At 59.3% G+C, this 18604-nt stretch carries 13 protein-coding genes; 5 read left to right on the forward strand and 8 right to left on the reverse strand.

Annotation, left to right across the window (positions count from 1 at the left end):
- The first annotated feature begins 105 nt into the window (after positions 1-105).
- Genes PMI36_RS27155 through PMI36_RS27145 form a run of 4 tightly spaced genes read left to right on the forward strand, consistent with a single transcriptional unit; the run spans position 106 to position 2408 of the window.
- On the forward strand, positions 106-873 hold the full coding sequence (locus PMI36_RS27155) for a hypothetical protein (protein ID WP_008067629.1): 768 nt from the start codon (positions 106-108) through the stop codon (positions 871-873).
- Positions 873-1769 (forward strand): DMT family transporter, encoded by an 897-nt coding sequence (locus tag PMI36_RS27150; protein ID WP_008067632.1) that lies wholly within the window; start codon positions 873-875, stop codon positions 1767-1769. The genes PMI36_RS27155 and PMI36_RS27150 overlap by 1 nt, the downstream gene beginning before the upstream one ends.
- Positions 1770-1788: 19 nt before the next feature.
- Positions 1789-2133, forward strand: coding sequence for a (2Fe-2S) ferredoxin domain-containing protein (locus PMI36_RS30175; RefSeq protein WP_008067633.1), 345 nt, complete (start codon positions 1789-1791; stop codon positions 2131-2133).
- On the forward strand, positions 2130-2408 hold the full coding sequence (locus PMI36_RS27145) for a DUF6953 family protein (RefSeq protein WP_008067635.1): 279 nt from the start codon (positions 2130-2132) through the stop codon (positions 2406-2408). Before PMI36_RS30175 ends, PMI36_RS27145 begins: the two co-directional genes overlap by 4 nt.
- Positions 2409-3091: 683 nt before the next feature.
- Here the strand turns inward: PMI36_RS27145 and PMI36_RS27140 are convergent.
- Positions 3092-3994 carry a LysR family transcriptional regulator gene (locus tag PMI36_RS27140; RefSeq protein ID WP_008067637.1) on the reverse strand — a complete coding sequence of 301 codons (903 nt, stop codon included), beginning with the start codon at positions 3992-3994 and terminating at the stop codon, positions 3092-3094.
- A 152-nt stretch (positions 3995-4146) separates the two neighbouring features.
- On the opposite strand from PMI36_RS27140, the gene PMI36_RS27135 reads away from it, so the two are divergent.
- A complete protein-coding gene (locus tag PMI36_RS27135) occupies positions 4147-5388 on the forward strand; it encodes an MFS transporter (protein ID WP_443216676.1) in 1242 nt (413 codons plus the stop codon).
- Positions 5389-5560: 172 nt separating this feature from the next.
- On the opposite strand, the gene hemE is transcribed toward PMI36_RS27135, so the two are convergent.
- From hemE to pilQ, 7 genes are all read right to left on the reverse strand, one after another.
- The gene (gene hemE, locus PMI36_RS27130) at positions 5561-6628 is read right to left on the reverse strand and encodes a uroporphyrinogen decarboxylase (RefSeq protein WP_008067641.1); all 1068 of its coding nucleotides are present in this window, start codon (positions 6626-6628) and stop codon (positions 5561-5563) included.
- Between the two features lie 180 nt (positions 6629-6808).
- Positions 6809-8227 carry an FAD-dependent oxidoreductase gene (locus PMI36_RS27125; RefSeq protein WP_008067643.1) on the reverse strand — a complete coding sequence of 473 codons (1419 nt, stop codon included), beginning with the start codon at positions 8225-8227 and terminating at the stop codon, positions 6809-6811.
- Between the two features lie 124 nt (positions 8228-8351).
- Positions 8352-12797, reverse strand: a complete 4446-nt coding sequence (gene gltB / locus PMI36_RS27120; RefSeq protein ID WP_008067645.1) for a glutamate synthase large subunit — start codon at positions 12795-12797, stop codon at positions 8352-8354.
- Positions 12798-13147: 350 nt separating this feature from the next.
- The gene (locus tag PMI36_RS27115; protein ID WP_008067646.1) at positions 13148-14740 is read right to left on the reverse strand and encodes an AAA family ATPase; all 1593 of its coding nucleotides are present in this window, start codon (positions 14738-14740) and stop codon (positions 13148-13150) included.
- A gap of 10 nt (positions 14741-14750) precedes the next feature.
- Positions 14751-15851: a 3-dehydroquinate synthase gene (aroB, locus tag PMI36_RS27110; protein WP_008009204.1), complete on the reverse strand. Its 1101-nt coding sequence runs from the start codon at positions 15849-15851 to the stop codon at positions 14751-14753.
- Between the two features lie 150 nt (positions 15852-16001).
- Positions 16002-16520, reverse strand: a complete 519-nt coding sequence (gene aroK, locus PMI36_RS27105; RefSeq protein ID WP_032830073.1) for a shikimate kinase AroK — start codon at positions 16518-16520, stop codon at positions 16002-16004.
- Positions 16521-16524: 4 nt separating this feature from the next.
- A complete protein-coding gene (gene pilQ / locus PMI36_RS27100; RefSeq protein WP_008067648.1) occupies positions 16525-18600 on the reverse strand; it encodes a type IV pilus secretin PilQ in 2076 nt (691 codons plus the stop codon).
- Positions 18601-18604: the final 4 nt, after the last annotated feature.

Consider the following 18604-nt stretch of genomic DNA (forward strand, 5'->3'; position numbering starts at 1 on the left):
TCAGTTTAAGTCACTTGTAGTGAGGCCATGTGCTTTTGATACTTCAATCAGCGCGCGTTGCACTGACGCCGTAGCCTTCATATCCCTTGATGAGCAGGAGTTTCTATGGAGTTAGTTGAACGAAAAATCCAGTCCCTCGCCGAAAGCGCGCTCACCCATGAAGCTTTGAATAACGCGTTTTACCAACGATGGATGGGAGGCTCACTCTCCCTCGGCGACGTTGAGGTGTTTGCTCGAAACTACCTGACCCGTATCAGGCAGACCTCACACATGGACGCCCTGTCATTTCTGGGTACTTTCGTCCTGCATGCTCAGGTTGATGTTGTCAAAAATCTGTACACCAAGATGCGCGACGACAACCCGGAAAAAACCTTCGCCCTGCTGGAAAGTTATCTGATCGACCTTCTCAGCCGTCTCGCTGATCGGCCTTACAGCATGGACGAACTCATGGCCCTGCCTGTGCTGGACAGCACCTGCACGTTTAGTCGCGAACAATTGAGTCTTTATACCGACGGTGGCCACAACAACAATCCGCGCCATGTGCTCGGCACGTTGTTGGCTCAGGAGTGGCTGGCCTATTCGATGCTCACCCGTTTATACGAAGGAGCGCGTAACTATCAGCATCTGTATGCCAATAACGACGACTTTCATGAGCACTGCGAGTATTTCTACATCCACATCGGGGATGCGGAAAAAGAACACAAGATCCAGGCCGTGAAAGCCGCGACCCAGGAATGCACCACCGACCAGCACATAGAGGAAGTCAGCGCGTCGTTCAACCGTTTCCTGGTCATCACCGAGCAGTACTGGAACGGTATAGCCCATGCCATGCCCAGCGTGCAAAATCGTGTTGCGTCCAGGATGACGTCTTGATGAATACAAGGCCTGGCGTAAAAATCGCTTTAGCGGCGTTTTTTGTCATCGTTTGCTGGGCCTATTCCCCCATTGGAATCCACATCGGGCTAAAGGCTTACGAGCCCGGTCATCTCGCGCTGGTGCGATTTCTCATCGCCTCAACGTTCATGGCCGGGGTTGCATTGGTGATGCGTATTTCCCTGCCTCGCCTTAAGGACCTGCCACTGCTGGCTGTGCTGGGATTCTTTGCCGTCAGCCTGCATCACATAGCCCTCAACTACGGCCAACAAGGCGTTAGCGCCGGGGCCGCCAGCGTACTGGCACAATCCACGCCGCTGTTCAGCACGTTATTGGCGCATTTCGTGTTCAAGGATCGGGTCAACGGCTGGCAATGGATCTGTGTGCTGTGCGGCCTACTCGGTGCCGCTGTGGTAGTCACCGGTGACCGTGGCTTTGGTGAACTGGACGCGCACGGGCTGCTGATCCTGCTGGCGGCGTTGTCCTGGAGTCTGTATTTCGCCTTGCAAAAACACCACTCCCATCGTTATGACGGGCTGACGATGGTGTGTTACACCATTTGGTCGGGCACGGTACTGCTCCTTGTGTATGTCCCGGGCCTGTGGAGCGAAGCGCAAAACGCCTCAACTTCAGTCAACTTGGCGGTGCTCATTCTGGGCATCTTCCCCAGCGCCCTTGCGTACCTCGCCTGGGCATATGTACTGGCGCACAGCAACGTGAGCCGCGCATCCATTTCGCTTTACCTGATACCGCCCACAGCCATGTTGATGGCCTCGTTGGTTCTGAGTGAACGCCCTTCAACCATGGTCATCGTCGGAACGGTCACGGTGCTGACGAGCGTACTCGCCCTCAATCTGGAACCATCGAAAGTTGCGGTTCCCGCCGACAAAGTTTGAATAGAGGTCGTGACCATCTATGAATGACACAGAAAATCCGACTCTAGCCTATGAACACCATGTGCTGATCTGCACCAACTTGCGCCCCGATGGTCGTCGTAGTTGCTCGGGCTCCGGCGCACATGAACTACTCAGCGCAGCAAAACGCAAGCTCGCCAAAATGGGTGAGCCAGGAACATCGCGCGCCAACGCATCGGGCTGCCTGGGCCGCTGCGACCACGGCCCGATCATGGTGATTTACCCAGCTAATCTGTGGTTCTCGTGCAAGACGCCGCAAGAGGTTGAACGCATTCTCAATCAACACCTCTTCCGTCCCGATAAGCAATTGTGTCCCAAGGGGCTTAAGCGGGAATCCACATCATGACTTGGACAGATGAAGAGATGCGCATCGCCCAATGGATGTTGGCCGAATACCGTAAACAAGACTATCTATCGCAAGCCTTTGCCGCGCGGGAGATCCGTCTGATGTTCGGCGAAGTTCACGTGTACCAAAATCGCCACGGCAACTGGGCCGTGAACAAGCCGATCCTCGAAGCCTTCAAAGCACTGACTGCTGAGTACGTGGTATGGAGCCGAAGTTTTCAACTATGGAGGCAAAGAACCGCACAAGATCCAGCAGGCATACGCGTGAGCCGCTGACAAGAAATCCCGATGGATACCATGCTGCGGGATTCATGACCCTGCCACCACCGCCCCCTGCAGGAGTTGCCGAAGGCTGCGATCTTTTGATCTTGATTGCCAGCCATTCCGACGCAACCATGGCCGGGGTTGCGTCGAAAGGGAATCTGGCGAAGGTTCAGTAAGACCTTGAGTTCAATGCCAACCTATTGAGGAGGACGAGCCGAAGCGCTCGTCCTGTGGCGAGCGAGCTTGCTCGCGCCGGGCTGCGCAGCAGCAGCCCCAAATCCTGACGTCACTGAAGATTTTGTGAGCGCTACGCACTCAAGCGGGAGCAAGCTCCCTCGCCACAATGACGAAGGGCGCCTTTCGAGGCGCCCTTTTTTCAAATATAAATCCACGAAAACGGCCTCTCCACACCTCCACTCCAGCAAAGAAATGAAACAAAGGAAAGCGGAGCACCTCATTTCGGAAACGTCCCACAGCGAGACCATAAGTTTCGCGATAGGGTCGATACCCCAGCGACATGTCAGGGTATTCCAAGGATGAACAACATGAATAGAAAAGCGGTGATCGTTTTTAGTGGTGGCCAAGATTCAGATGGTTGCGATTTGATGGACGTCATTGGTCGACGATTGCAGGTGCAGGTCTCGGTCTAGTGCCTGGTAAAGAAAAACGGGTGACCTCACTGGGGTCGCCCGTTATTACGGCTTCAGAGGTTCAACCTTACGCGTCAGCAACTCCACAAACGCCTTGGCCATCGGTGATTTCTGATCCTTGCGCTGCACCAGCCACACTGCCGACACAGCTTCCGGATCCAGCAACGGACGGTAGACCACGCCATCAATACGCATCCGCTGATACGACGCCGGCAACACCGATACTCCCAAACCTGCCGCCACCAACCCGATAATCGTCATCGCCTCGCCAGCCTCTTGCGCGAAGTGCGGGCTGAAACCGGCATCCCGCGCCAGGCTGAGCAGCTGTGCGTACAAACCACTGCCATAGCTGCGCGGGAAAAATACGAATGGTTCGAGGGCTAGCGCCGAGAGGAATAAACCTTCTTCGCTGCCATTCACCAGCGGATGCTTGGAGCTGAGCACCGCCACCAGTGGCTCACGCATCAATTCCACTACGCTGAGCGAGTCCGGCAGCCCAAGCGGCCGCATGATGCCAACTTCGATTGATTCGTCCACCAATGCATCGGCCACTTGGGTACTGCTCATTTCCCGCAGGTTCAGGTGCACCGCCGGGAAGCGCTGGCGAAACGAGAAAATCGCTTGGGGAATGGTCGAGTTGAACGGCGCCGACGAGGTGAAGCCGATCTTCAGTTCACCCAACTCGCCGAGTTGTGCCCGCCGTGCAACATCGGCCGCTTTGTCGACCTGAGCCAGCACCAGCCGCGCCTCTTCCAGGAACAACCGCCCCGCCTCACTGAGTTCGACCCGACGATTGGTACGCTCGAAAAGCCGCGCGCCGACCTCCTGCTCCAACGCCTGAATCTGCTGGCTCAGCGGTGGTTGCGAGATGCCCAACAGCTGAGCGGCGCGGCCGAAATGCAGTTCTTCGGCGACGGCAATGAAGTAGCGCAGGTGGCGTAATTCCATGTGAACTCCATTAGGTCGTTAAACCTATCAAACAGGTCGAACAATATATTGGATAGAAACATTAGCCAGCTATATGATTTTTCCATTGCCTGACCGGGCTGCGCCCTCCGAGGTTCGAAGTGAAAACTGCTGTCGCCCCACTCGCCCATGAAATTCCGCCCACTGCGCTGGATGATGTCGTCGCCGAGCGAAGCGAGATCTACATCGAAAAAGGCACGCCGATGTTCATGCGCACGGTGCTGGCGCTGTTCTCGGGCGGTTTTGCGACCTTCGCCCTGCTGTATTGCGTGCAGCCGATGATGCCGCTGCTATCCCACGAGTTTTCCATCAACGCAGCCCAGAGCAGCCTGATCCTGTCGGTCGCCACCGGCATGCTCGCCATCGGCTTGCTGATCACCGGCCCCATCTCTGATCGCATCGGGCGTAAACCGGTGATGGTCGCCGCGCTGTTCGCCGCCGCTCTCTGCACCATGGCCAGCGCGATGATCCCGAGCTGGCAAGGCGTGCTGGTGATGCGGGCGCTGGTGGGGTTGTCGTTGAGCGGTCTGGCGGCGGTGGCGATGACTTACCTGAGCGAAGAGATCCACCCGCAGCACCTTGGCCTGGCCATGGGTTTGTACATCGGTGGCAACGCTATTGGCGGCATGTGTGGGCGGTTGATCGTCGGGGTATTGATCGACTTCGTCAGCTGGCACACGGCGATGCTGGTCATCGGTGGCCTGGCGCTGATTGCCGCAGCGGTGTTCTGGAAGATTCTTCCCGAGTCGCGCAACTTCCGCGCCCGCTCGTTGCATCCGCGCAGCCTGCTCGACGGCTTCACCATGCACTTTCGCGATGCAGGTCTACCACTGCTGTTCCTTGAGGCGTTTGTGCTGATGGGTGCGTTCGTCACGCTGTTCAATTACATCGGTTATCGCCTGCTGGCCGAGCCGTACTACATGGACCAGGCCTTCGTCGGGTTGCTCTCGGTGGTGTACCTGTCGGGCATCTACAGCTCGGCGAAAATCGGTGCCCTGGCCGACCAGCTCGGCCGGCGCAAAGTGCTCTGGGCAACCATCGTGCTGATGATCGCTGGCCTCGCCATGACCATGCTCACGCCGTTGCCGGTGGTGATCATCGGCATGCTGATCTTCACCTTTGGATTCTTCGGCGCGCATTCAGTGGCCAGTAGCTGGATCGGCCGTCGTGCGATCAAGGCCAGAGGACAGGCGTCGTCGCTGTACCTGTTCAGCTATTACGCCGGGTCGAGTATCGCGGGTACGGCGGGCGGTGTGGCCTGGCATTTGGGTGGATGGAATGGGATCGGGCTGTTTATTGGCGGATTGTTGGTGATTGCGTTGTTGGTGGCGTTGAAGCTGGCGAAGTTGCCGCCGTTGGGCGATGTGAAGGCTTGACGCAAAACCATGTGGGAGCGGGCTTGCTCGCGAAAGCGGTGGATCAGTCGACATCGATGTTGAATGTTCAACCGCTTTCGCGAGCAAGCCCGCTCCCACATTGACCGAGTACTACCTGATGTCTCAAACAAAAACGCCCGGCATAAGCCGGGCGTTTTTTATTGGGCGACGATCACTCGTGATACTGCGCCGACAACTCATGCACCGCTCGCAGGAACGCACCGGCATGTTCTGGATCAACTTCCGGGGTGATGCCATGACCGAGGTTAAACACGTGGCCGCTGCCCTTGCCGTAGCTGGCGAGAATGCGACCAACTTCGGCGCGGATGGCTTCTGGCTTGGCGTAAAGGACGGTCGGGTCCATGTTGCCTTGCAGGGCGACTTTGTTGCCGACGCGCTGGCGGGCTTCGCCGATGTCGCAGGTCCAGTCCAGACCCAGCGCATCCGCGCCAGCGTCAGCGATGCTTTCCAGCCACAGGCCGCCGTTCTTGGTGAACAGGATGACCGGCACTTTGCGGCCTTCGTGCTCGCGGATCAGGCCGCTGACGATTTTGCGCATGTAGGCCAGGGAGAATTCCTGGTAGGCCGCTGCGGAGAGGTTGCCGCCCCAAGTGTCGAAGATCTGCACCGCTTGCGCGCCGGCCATGATCTGGCCGTTGAGGTACGAAGTGACCGACTGTGCGAGCTTGTCCAGCAGCAGGTGCATGGCTTGCGGGTTGTCGTAGAGCATGGCTTTGGTCTTGCGGAAGTCTTTCGACGAGCCGCCTTCGACCATGTAGGTCGCCAACGTCCATGGGCTACCGGAGAAGCCGATCAGCGGCACGCGGCCGTTCAGTTCGCGACGGATGGTGCTGACCGCATCCATGACGTAGCCGAGATCTTTGTGCGGATCAGGAATCGGCAGGGCTTCGATGTCGGCCAGGGTGCTGATGACTTTCTTGAAGCGCGGACCTTCACCGGTTTCGAAGTACAGGCCTTGGCCCATGGCATCGGGGATGGTCAGGATGTCGGAGAACAGGATCGCCGCGTCCAGTTGCGGATAGCGGTCGAGCGGCTGCATCGTGACTTCGCAAGCGAACGCCGGGTTCATGCACAAGCTCATGAAATCACCTGCCTTGGCACGGCTGGCGCGGTATTCAGGCAGGTAGCGACCGGCCTGACGCATCATCCACACAGGGGTGACGTCTACGGGTTGCTTGAGCAGGGCGCGAAGGAAACGGTCGTTCTTCAGGGCAGTCATGTCGGCATCCGGAAAAAAAGTGCGGGCATTTTCTCAGAGCCGGGCGCAAAAGGCACGGCAAGAGCCGTTCCTTTTGTCTATCGGGTCAATTGGTCGCAGGGGAGCAGCTGCAAGTTTCAAGCTACAAGCCGCAAGCGCCGTGGCTTGTAGCTTGCAACTTGTAGCTTGAAGCTGGGGTCTTCAGACCCCCAGGTAATCCAGGATCCCTTCAGCCGCATTGCGGCCTTCGAAGATCGCCGTTACCACCAGGTCGGAACCGCGCACCATGTCGCCACCGGCGAAGATTTTCGGGTTGCTGGTCTGGTGTTTGTACTGGCCTTGTTCCGGTGCCACGACGCGGCCTTGGCTGTCGGTCTGGATGCTGAACTGCTCGAACCACGGCGCCGGGCTTGGACGGAAGCCGAAGGCGATGACCACGGCGTCGGCCGGGATGATCTCTTCGGAACCCGGAATCGGCTCGGGGCTGCGACGGCCACGGGCGTCCGGCTCGCCGAGACGGGTCTCGACCACTTTCACACCTTCGACGCGGTCTTCACCGACGATCGCAATCGGCTGGCGGTTGTAGAGGAATTTCACGCCTTCTTCCTTGGCGTTCTTCACCTCTTTACGCGAGCCCGGCATGTTCGCTTCGTCGCGACGATAGGCACAGGTCACCGCTTTGGCGCCCTGGCGGATCGAAGTACGGTTGCAGTCCATCGCCGTGTCGCCGCCACCCAGTACCACGACCTTCTTGCCTTTCATGTCGACGAAATCTTCCGGCGACTTTTCAAAGCCCAGGTTGCGGTTGACGTTGGCGATCAGGAAATCCAGCGCGTCATGCACACCCGGCAGATCCTCACCGGCAAAGCCGCCCTTCATGTAGGTGTAGGTGCCCATGCCCATGAACACGGCATCGTATTCTTCGAGCAGTTGCTCGATGGTCACGTCCTTGCCCACTTCGGTATTCAGGCGGAACTCGATGCCCATGCCGGTGAAGACTTCGCGGCGATTGCTCAGCACGGTCTTTTCCAGCTTGAACTCGGGGATGCCGAAGGTCAGCAGACCGCCGATTTCCGGGTTCTTGTCGAACACCACCGGGGTCACGCCGCCACGTACCAGCACGTCGGCACAGCCCAGGCCCGCAGGGCCCGCGCCGATCACCGCAACACGCTTGCCGGTCGGTTTGACCTTGGACATGTCCGGGCGCCAGCCCATGGCGAACGCGGTATCGGTGATGTACTTCTCGACCGAGCCGATGGTCACCGCACCAAAACCGTCGTTGAGGGTGCAGGCACCCTCACACAGACGATCCTGAGGACACACCCGGCCACAGACTTCCGGCAGGGTGTTGGTCTGGTGCGACAGCTCGGCGGCCTGCAGGATGTTGCCCTCGGCCACCAGTTTCAGCCAGTTGGGAATGAAGTTGTGCACCGGGCACTTCCATTCGCAATACGGGTTACCGCAACCCAGGCAGCGGTGGGCCTGGTCGGCCGACTGCTGGGGTTTGAACGGTTCGTAGATTTCCACGAACTCTTTCTTGCGTTGACGCAACAGTTTCTTCTTCGGATCTTTGCGCCCGACATCGATGAACTGGAAGTCGTTATTCAGACGTTCAGCCATTGTTAAAACCTCTCAACAGCAGCTCGAAGCTGAAAGCTTCAAGCTGCAAGACAATCACGGTGGCAGGCACATCGCGCACTGCTGTTAACTGGCGGCTTAAAGCTTGCCGCTTGCAGCTGCGTCGTTACTGCGGACTGGCACGAGTACTGGAGAGCAACGTTTTCAGGCTCGCCGCCTTAGGTTTGACGAGCCAGAAACGACGCAGATAGTCATCGAGGTTTTCAGCGAGGTTACGACCCCACTCGCTGTCGGTTTCCTCGACGTATTCGTTCAGCACGCGTTGCAAGTGGCTGCGATAGGCTTCCATCGCCTCACCGCTGATCCGCTGGATTTCCACCAGTTCGTGGTTGACCCGGTCAACGAAGGTGTTGTCCTGGTCGAGCACGTAGGCGAAACCGCCGGTCATGCCTGAGCCGAAGTTGTAGCCAGTCTTGCCCAATACGCAGACAAAACCACCGGTCATGTACTCGCAGCAGTGATCGCCAGTGCCTTCCACAACAGTGTGAGCACCGGAGTTACGCACCGCGAAACGCTCGCCCGCGGTACCGGCGGCGAACAGCTTGCCCCCGGTGGCGCCATACAGGCAGGTGTTGCCGATAATGGCGCTGTCCTGAGTCTTGTAGATACTGCCCTTCGGCGGAACGATGACCAGCTTGCCGCCGGTCATGCCCTTGCCGACGTAGTCGTTGGCGTCGCCTTCCAGGTACATGTTCAGGCCGCCGGCGTTCCACACACCGAAGCTCTGACCCGCCGTGCCTTTGAAGCGGAAGGTGATCGGCGCGTTGGCCATGCCCTGGTTGCCGTGCTTGCGAGCAATTTCACCGGAGATTCGCGCGCCGATGGAACGGTCGCAGTTGCAGATATCCAGGGCGAAATCAGCGCCGCTCATGTCGTTGATGGCCGAGGTGGCCAGGTCGACCATTTTCTCGGCCAGCAGGCCTTTGTCGAACGGCGGGTTGCGGTCGACCTGGCAGAACTGAGGCTTGTCTGCCGGGATGTGATCGCTGCCCAGCAACGGGGTCAGGTCCAGGTGGTTTTGCTTGGCGGTCTGGCCTTCGAGGATTTCCAGCAGATCGGTACGACCGATCAGCTCTTCGAGGGAGCGCACGCCCAGCTTGGCCAGCCACTCACGGGTTTCTTCGGCGACGTAGGTGAAGAAATTCACCACCATGTCGACGGTACCGATGTAGTGATCCTTGCGCAGCTTCTCGTTCTGAGTCGCGACGCCGGTGGCGCAGTTGTTCAGGTGGCAGATGCGCAGGTATTTGCAGCCCAGGGCGATCATTGGCGCGGTGCCGAAGCCGAAGCTTTCAGCGCCGAGAATCGCCGCCTTGATCACGTCGAGGCCGGTTTTCAGGCCACCGTCGGTCTGCACCCGGACTTTGCCGCGCAGGTCGTTGCCACGCAGGGTCTGGTGGGTTTCGGCCAGGCCGAGTTCCCACGGAGCGCCCGCGTATTTGATCGAGGTCAGCGGCGATGCACCGGTGCCACCGTCGTAGCCGGAGATGGTGATCAAGTCCGCGTAGGCCTTGGCCACACCGGCAGCGATGGTGCCGACGCCGGCTTCTGCAACCAGCTTCACCGAGACCAAAGCCTTCGGGTTGACTTGTTTCAGGTCGAAAATCAGCTGCGACAAGTCTTCGATCGAATAGATGTCGTGGTGCGGCGGAGGCGAGATCAGGGTCACGCCCGGCACTGCATAACGCAGCTTGGCGATCAGGCCGTTGACCTTGCCGCCTGGCAACTGACCACCTTCGCCCGGCTTGGCGCCCTGAGCGACCTTGATCTGCAGCACTTCAGCGTTGACTAGGTATTCCGGGGTTACACCGAAACGACCGGTCGCCACTTGCTTGATTTTCGAGCTCTTGATGGTGCCGTAACGCGCCGGGTCTTCGCCGCCTTCGCCGGAGTTGGAACGCGCACCGAGGCGGTTCATGGCTTCGGCCAGGGCTTCGTGAGCTTCCGGCGACAGCGCGCCGAGGGAGATGCCCGCGGAGTCAAAGCGCTTGAGCACCGATTCCAACGGCTCGATCTCGCTGATGTCCAGCGGCGTATCCAGGGTCTTGACCTTGAACAGATCGCGGATCATCGACACCGGACGGTTGTCCACCAGCGACGTGTATTCCTTGAACTTGCTGTAGTCGCCCTGCTGCACAGCCGCTTGCAGGGTGCTGACCACGTCCGGGTTGTAGGCGTGATATTCGCCACCGTGGACGAACTTCAGCAGGCCGCCTTGCTGGATCGGCTTGCGCGGGCTCCAGGCTTCGGCCGCGAGGGCTTTCTGCTCGGCTTCGATGTCGACGAAACGCGCGCCCTTGATGCGGCTTGGCACACCACGGAAGCTCAGGTCGCAGACTTCCTCGGACAGGCCGATCGCCTCGAACAGTTGCGCGCCGCGGTACGAGGCGATGGTGGAGATGCCCATCTTCGACAGGATCTTCAGCAGGCCTTTGGTGATGCCTTTACGGTAGTTCTTGAACACCTCATAGAGGTCGCCCAGCACTTCACCGGTGCGGATCAGGTCGCCCAGCACTTCGTAAGCCAGGAACGGATAGACCGCCGAGGCGCCGAAACCGATCAGCACCGCGAAGTGATGCGGGTCGCGAGCAGTCGCTGTCTCTACCAGGATGTTGGAGTCGCAACGCAGGCCTTTTTCGGTCAGGCGGTGGTGCACCGCACCGGTCGCCAGCGAAGCGTGGATCGGCAACTTGCCCGGGGCGATGTGACGGTCACTCAGCACGATCTGGGTGCGACCGGCGCGAACGGCTTCTTCAGCCTGATCGGCAACATTGCGCACTGCGGCTTCGAGGCCGACGCTCTCGTCGTAGTTGAGGTCGATGATCTGGCGTTCGAAGCCCGGACGATCGAGGTTCATCAGCGAACGCCACTTGGCCGGGGAAATGACCGGCGAGCTGAGGATCACGCGCGAGGCGTGTTCCGGCGACTCCTGGAAAATATTGCGCTCGGCACCGAGGCAGATTTCCAGCGACATGACGATGGCTTCACGCAGCGGGTCGATCGGCGGGTTGGTGACCTGCGCGAACTGCTGGCGGAAATAGTCGTACGGCGTGCGCACGCGCTGGGACAGCACGGCCATCGGCGTATCGTCGCCCATCGAGCCAACGGCTTCATAGCCTTGTTCGCCGAGCGGACGCAGCACCTGGTCGCGCTCTTCGAACGTGACCTGATACATCTTCATGTATTGCTTGAGCTGATCGACGTCGTAGAACGCCGAACCATGGTCGTTGTCTTCCATGGTCGCCTGGATGCGCAGGGCATTCTTGCGCAGCCATTGCTTGTACGGATGACGGGACTTCAAACGGTTGTCGATGGCGTCGGTGTCGAGGATCTGACCGGTTTCGGTGTCCACGGCAAAGATCTGGCCAGGGCCAACGCGGCCCTTGGCGATCACGTCTTCAGGCTGGTAGTTCCAGACACCGATTTCCGAGGCCAGGGTAATGAAGCCGTTCTTGGTGGTGACCCAACGCGCAGGACGCAGACCGTTACGGTCGAGCAGGCACACCGCGTAACGACCATCGGTCATTACCACGCCGGCCGGGCCGTCCCACGGTTCCATGTGCATCGAGTTGTATTCGTAGAACGCGCGCAGATCCGGGTCCATGGTTTCGACGTTCTGCCACGCAGGCGGAATGATCATCCGCACGCCACGGAACAGGTCGATACCACCGGTGACCATCAACTCGAGCATGTTGTCCATGCTGGAGGAGTCGGAACCTACGCGGTTCACCAGCGGGCCGAGCTCTTCCAGATCCATCAGATCGTTGGTGAACTTGGTGCGACGGGCCTGAGCCCAGTTGCGGTTGCCGGTGATGGTGTTGATCTCGCCGTTGTGGGCGAGGAAGCGGAATGGCTGAGCCAGCGGCCATTTCGGCAAGGTGTTGGTGGAGAAGCGCTGGTGGAACACGCAGATTGCGGTTTGCAGGCGCTGGTCGCTCAGGTCTGGATAGAAGGCGGTCAGGTCCGCCGGCATCATCAGGCCTTTATAAATGATGGTCTTGTGGGAAAAGCTGCAGATGTAGTGATCGACGTCGGCGGCGTTGGCCACGGACGAACGACGACGGGCGCTGAACAGCTTGATCGCCATGTCCTGATCGCTCAGGCCTTCCCCACCGATGAACACTTGTTCGATCTGCGGCAGGCGCTCGAGAGCCAGGCGGCCGAGGACGCTGGTGTCGATCGGCACTTTGCGCCAGCCGACCAGTTGCAGGCCTTCGGCCAGGATCTCGCGGTTCATGTGCTCGCGAGCGGCTTCGGCTTTCACCGGGTCCTGGTTGAAGAAGACCATGCCCACGGCATATTGCTTGGGCAGTTCGACGCCGTAGGTTTCCTGGGCAATCGCACGCAGGAATACATCCGGCTTTTGAATCAGCAGACCGCAACCGTCACCGGTCTTGCCGTCGGCGTTGATCCCACCGCGGTGGGTCATGCAGGTCAGGGCCTCAATGGCCGTTTGCAAAAGGGTATGACTGGGCTCGCCCTGCATATGGGCTATCAGGCCGAAACCGCAGTTATCCTTGAATTCATCTGGTTGGTACAGACCTGCTTTCATAGACACTTTCTCACCAGGCTGCCTCTTATCGAGGCAAATTTCTTTTCAATTCAACCAGTTACCATCCACGCCGAACGTACGCCAGCTTTGCGGGGGCAAAAGGGAGGTCATTGTACACACCGACACAGAGGCTCACAAATTTGACGACGAAATGTCGCAAATCTATGTCGCATTTGTGAAAGGTTTAAAGCGATATGCTGTGCTAGTCAAAACTTTTTTAATTTTGACCGCAACGACTCAAAGACCACTGTGACGCAGACACCACAAGGCACGCGGCCTGTAGAGGCGGCATGCACTTGCAGAAATTTTGAGGTGCCGGGAGAGGCGGCCTGGGTAAGGCCGCCGAATCTTCAGCGAGTTGTTGCCAGTTCCTGTTGGACGCTGGCGACAGTGCGAGGCCAAGGTTTACCAGCCTGAACCTTCGCTGGCAAGGCCTTGATGGCGGTAACGGCTGCATCGCGGTTGGCGAAGCTACCGTAGGTGATGACGTAAAGCGGCTTACCGTTGAGTACTTTCTTGAAATAACGGTACTCGCCGCCCTGCTCTTTGACGAAGCTTTGCGCGGCCGATTCGGAGCTGGTACCAAGGATTTGCACCACGTAGTTACCCGGCGCCTGGCCTGCGTACCAGCTGCCACCAGCGGCTTTGGCCACGGCGACTGGTTTCTCGGCAGGTTTGACGGCGGCGACCGGCTTGGCGGGCGCTGGAGCCGGTTTGGCAACAGGTGCAGGCGCTGGCGCTGGCTTGGCGGTCGCGACCTGAGTCGGCGCTGGAACCGGTTTGGCGGCAGGTGTTGGCGCCGGGCCCGGCTGGATGCCCGCAGGCGGCGCAGTCGTGGTCACGGTTGGTGGTGTAGCGCTGGAACCTTCGAGCGGCACGCCGTCGTCGCCTTCGGTGATACCACCGGCCGCTTCGGCCAGCGGACCACGCATCACCGGCTGCGAGTTGCCGACCAACGGCAATGGCATCGGTTGTGAATTACCGGCGAACTCTACGGCGGGAGCGCCACTGCTGTCAGTTTGTGGCGCGCCCTGGCCCAATGGCAGTTGTGCCTGTTCGTTGGCAGGCGCGCCGGTGGTCGGTGCTTTGCTGCGACCCGGCATCAACCAGGCGGCGGCTACCGCGACCACGACTACGGCGGAAATCGCCAATACGTGTTTCTTCGGCATGTTGAACCCCATACTTGGACGCTTCACCGCTGAGCGGCTGGCAATCATGGCTTCGATCATTGCATCGCGGGCGACCTGGTTGATGTTGCCAGGCCAACCGTCGGAGCTTTCGTGAATATCAGAGATCTGATCCGCGGTGAAAAGTTCGATACCCCGGCCAGCACCTTCAAGACGCTGATCCAGATATTCGCGGGTTTCTTCTTCGGTGTAAGGCTGCAATTCGATGACGTGGAAACGCTCTTCCTCAAGGCTCAGCGCGTCAAGTTGAGCAATCAGCGAGGACTCGCCGAACAGGAACACGTGGGGGCGACCTTCCGGCGCGCCCGCGGCTAAAGCCAGCAAGGCTTCCAGCGCGGATTCGTCGAGTTGCTCGGCATCATCCACCAGCAAATAGACTTCCTGCCCCGTGAGGGCAAGCTGTACCACTTGGGCCAGGATGGCGCCGATTTCGGCCTGTTCGACATTCAGCGCCTGAGCCACCTGACGCAGCACACCAGCCGCATCGCCGGCGCCACGGGCGGAAACCACCACGCTCTGCACTGACTGTTTGTTGGTGCTGGCCACCAGGGCCTGACGCAACAGGGTTTTGCCGCTGCCTTGAGGGCCAGTGACCACCAGCAACAACTGGCTGTAACGGGCCAGATGATGCAGTTGCCCCAGCACCGGTTTGCGCTGGGCCGGGAAAAATTTGAAGCCAGGCACCCGTGGAGCGAAAGGGTCATGACTTAACTGGTAATGGCCGAGGAAAGCCTCGTCGGCATGCAAACTAGTCATCGGGATCTTATTAACCTTTAAGCTGAGCCAGGGCGCGGTAATCCGCTCCCAGCGTGGCCTGTAAAACCTCTTTCGGATAATCGTCGGTCACCACTGCTTCGCCCATGTGGCGCAGCAGCACCAGGCGCAAACGACCGTCGATCACTTTCTTGTCAATTGCCATGTGCTCGAGAAAATCGGCTTCGGTCATCTCTTGCGGCGGGATGACCGGCAGGCCGGCCCGCTGGAACAGGCGAATACCGCGATCACGCTCCTGCTCGCTGATCCAGCCCAGGCGCGCGGACATCTCCAAAGCCATTACGGTGCCAGCAGCGACTGCTTCACCATGAAGCCAGACACCATAGCCCATGTGGGTTTCGATCGCGTGGCCAAAGGTGTGGCCCAGGTTCAACGTGGCACGTACGCCCGTCTCTTTCTCGTCGGCACCCACCACCGCAGCCTTGGCCGCGCAGGAGCGTTCGATGGCGTAAGTCAGGGCGGTCTGGTCCAGCGCTCGCAGGCGATCGACGTTTTCTTCGAGCCAGGTCAGGAATGGCTCGTCGCAGATCAGCCCGTATTTGATGACTTCCGCCAGCCCGGCGGACAGTTCGCGGGGCGGCAGGGTGTTGAGGGTGGCGGTATCGATCAGCACCACGTTGGGCTGATAGAAGGCGCCGACCATGTTCTTGCCCAGCGGGTGATTGATCCCGGTCTTGCCGCCCACCGAAGAGTCGACTTGCGACAACAACGTGGTTGGTATCTGGATGAAATCGACGCCTCGCTGGTAGCAGGCGGCCGCAAAACCGGCCATGTCACCGATTACACCGCCACCGAGGGCGATCACCGTGGTACGGCGATCGTGCCGTGCAGTCAGCAGGCCGTCGAAAATCAGTTGCAGGGTTTCCCAGGTCTTGAAGGCTTCGCCGTCGGGCAGCACCACGGAAATCACCGAGAACTGCGCGAGGCTGCGGGTCAGACGCTCCAGGTAGAGCGGCGCGACGGTCTCGTTGGAGATGATCGCTACCTGCCGCCCGCGGATATGCGGGGCCAGCAGCTCAGGCTGATCCAACAAACCTTCGCCAATATGAATCGGGTAGCTGCGCTCGCCTAGATCGACCTTGAGTGTCTGCATGTGTCCCCACAGTGAAGATGGAATCAGGCGTCCTGCCTTGAGTTTACGAATTCCATGGCGTCTGCTGGTGTGACGCCATTCGGTAGCCAGCCGCCACAACCTTGAGCGGCTGCGACAGGACGCCGAGGATAGCGCATTTCGCGCCGCGCATTAACGGGGCGGTAGCTGCTGCAAGCGTTCGAGGATGTCGAGCACCACCATCCGCGGCGGCCGCTCATCGGTTTCAACCACCAGATCGGCGATTTCCCGATACAGCGGATCACGGATCGCCAGCAAGTCGCGCAGGGTTTTCGCCGGGTCGGCGGTGCGCAGCAGTGGCCGATTGCGATCGCGAGCTGTTCGGCCGACCTGCTGCTCGACCGACGCATGCAGATAGACCACCCGCCCACCGGCGTGCAGCGCCCGGCGATTGGCTTCGCGCATCACTGCGCCGCCACCGGTCGCCAATACCACACCGTCGCACGCGCACAGCTCAGCGATCATCGCCTGCTCGCGGTCACGAAAGCCCGGTTCGCCTTCCTTATCGAAAATCCACGGGATATTGGCGCCCGTGCGCAATTCAATTTCCTTATCGGAATCTTTGAATGGCAGGCGCAGCTCTTTGGCCAGCAACCGGCCGATGGTGCTTTTTCCAGCCCCCATCGGTCCAACAAGAATCAAATTTCGCACAGAATCAATGACTCACAGCAATCGCCTGATTGTTCATGATACGCGGAGTGAGAAATACCAGCAGCTCGGATTTTTTCTCCGAAACCACGTCACGCCGGAAAAGGCGGCCAAGATACGGCACATCACCGAGAAATGGCACCTTATCTACAACCTTGCTCTGAGTATTTGAGAAAACCCCACCAATGACGATGGTCTCGCCATCGTTAACCAACACCTTGGCGTTGACCTCGTTTTTCTTGATCGGCGGTACATCCTGCACTTTGTTCAGGTAATCCGGTTCATCCTTGGTGACCTTGACCTCCATGATGATGCGGTTGTCCGGCGTGATCTGCGGGGTCACTTCCAGGGACAGTGAAGCTTCCTTGAACGACACCGAGGTGGCGCCGCTGGAGCTGGCTTCCTGATAGGGAATCTCGGTGCCTTTGAGGATTTTCGCGGTTTCCTTGTCGGACGTGACTACCTTGGGCTGCGAGACGATTTCCCCGTTGCCGGTTTTCTCCATGGCCGAAAGCTCAAGGTCCAGCAGCACATTGTCGGTAATGAAGGCGATGCCGATCCCCGAGGTATTGGCAGAGGTCCCCAAGTCGACGAACGGCGAGTTGGTACTGGTGCTGCCCGGCGTCCCTATGGTGGTCGAAGAGCCGTTGACCCCGGAGGTGTTCCAGTTACCCTTCTGCACCGAACCGCCCCAGCGCACGCCAAGGCTTTTGTCGTAATCGACGTTGGCCTCGACGATGCGCGCCTCGATCATCACCTGACGCACCGGAATATCCAGTTGCGCAACGATGCGACGCAGCTCGTCGAGTCGATCCTGGGTCTGGTAAGCAATGATGTTGTTGGTTCGCTCATCGACAGTGATTGACCCTCGCTCGTCGATTTTCGCCTCGGCGCTGGTCACCGACTGGAACAGCTTGGCGATATCGGCGGCTTTGGCGTAGTTGACCTGTAACAGCTCGCGACGTAGAGGCGCCAGTTCGGAAATCTGCTTCTGCGACTCCAGCTCCTGGCGTTCTCTGGCAGCGATTTCATCAGCCGGCGCCACCAGCAGCACATTGCCGATCTTGCGTTTATCCAGGCCTTTGGTTTTCAACACCAGGTCCAGTGCCTGATCCCATGGCACGTTCTGCAGGCGCAACGTGATGCCGCCTTGCACCGTGTCGCTTGCCACCAGATTGAGGTTGGTGAAATCGGCGATCAGTTGCAGCACCGAGCGCACATCGATGTCCTGAAAATTCAGCGAGAGTTTTTCGCCGGTATAGGCAAAGCGTTCGGTGTTGCGCTTCTGCAGGTCATCGACAGTCATCGGCCGGATGCTGACGGTCAGCTTGTTGTCGGTCTGATAGGTCGAATAATCGAAGGCGCCACTGGGCTCGATACTGATAATGGCCCGGTCGCCCGTGGCGCTGGCGTTGACGAACTGCACCGGCGTGGCGAAATCCTTGACGTCGAGGCGTACACGCAACCGTTCAGGCAGTTGGGTCTTGGTGAAACCGACGATGATTTTGCCATCGCGTTCCTGGATGTCCGGGGCGATGGACGGATCCGACAGATCGATGACCACATTGCCCTCACCCTGGGTGCCGCGCTGAAAATCCACGCCCCGGATGGCTTTGCCCACGGGTGCATTGACCCTGGCGGGCGCTGGCGTCGCAATGGCTGCACGCGGTGCGCTGGCGGCAGGTTTGGGCGCCTTGCTACCGGCGCCTTGCCCGACAACCACGAACAAATTGTTGCCTTCGACGCGAGCGTTGTATGGCGTCAATTGAGTCAGGCTGATGATCAGACGCGTACGGTCCTTGGCCTCAACAACCGTGGCGCTGCGGGCGTTGCCACCGCCCAGATCCCGATTCTTGTTCGCCAGCTGACTGGTGACCCCAGGCAGGTCCAGCGCAATCCGCGCAGGCTGCTCTGTCGTGTAACCGTGGGGCTGCGGTGGTGGTCCATCGAACGATAACTTCAACTCGACACGGTCACCGGGCAGCGCGGCGACATCCAGCGCTTTGAGGTTGGCCGCCAGTACCATCGGCGACAGAAACGCTATCCATAGCGAAATACCGAAGGTTGATAAAATCCTGTTCATTATT

The sequence above is a fragment of the Pseudomonas sp. GM79 genome (genome assembly GCF_000282495.1).
Classification (GTDB): Bacteria; Pseudomonadota; Gammaproteobacteria; order Pseudomonadales; family Pseudomonadaceae; genus Aquipseudomonas.

Bases quoted from the DNA above. Each gene is read 5' to 3' on its own strand.
- PMI36_RS27155 (WP_008067629.1), top strand. From the start codon at position 106: ATGGAGTTAGTTGAACGAAAAATCCAGTCCCTCGCCGAAAGCGCGCTC.
- PMI36_RS27150 (WP_008067632.1), top strand. From the start codon at position 873: ATGAATACAAGGCCTGGCGTAAAAATCGCTTTAGCGGCGTTTTTTGTC.
- PMI36_RS30175 (WP_008067633.1), top strand. From the start codon at position 1,789: ATGAATGACACAGAAAATCCGACTCTAGCCTATGAACACCATGTGCTG.
- PMI36_RS27145 (WP_008067635.1), top strand. From the start codon at position 2,130: ATGACTTGGACAGATGAAGAGATGCGCATCGCCCAATGGATGTTGGCC.
- PMI36_RS27140 (WP_008067637.1), bottom strand. From the start codon at position 3,994: ATGGAATTACGCCACCTGCGCTACTTCATTGCCGTCGCCGAAGAACTG.
- hemE (WP_008067641.1), bottom strand. From the start codon at position 6,628: ATGACTGCCCTGAAGAACGACCGTTTCCTTCGCGCCCTGCTCAAGCAA.
- PMI36_RS27125 (WP_008067643.1), bottom strand. From the start codon at position 8,227: ATGGCTGAACGTCTGAATAACGACTTCCAGTTCATCGATGTCGGGCGC.
- gltB (WP_008067645.1), bottom strand. From the start codon at position 12,797: ATGAAAGCAGGTCTGTACCAACCAGATGAATTCAAGGATAACTGCGGT.
- PMI36_RS27115 (WP_008067646.1), bottom strand. From the start codon at position 14,740: ATGACTAGTTTGCATGCCGACGAGGCTTTCCTCGGCCATTACCAGTTA.
- aroB (WP_008009204.1), bottom strand. From the start codon at position 15,851: ATGCAGACACTCAAGGTCGATCTAGGCGAGCGCAGCTACCCGATTCAT.
- pilQ (WP_008067648.1), bottom strand. From the start codon at position 18,600: ATGAACAGGATTTTATCAACCTTCGGTATTTCGCTATGGATAGCGTTT.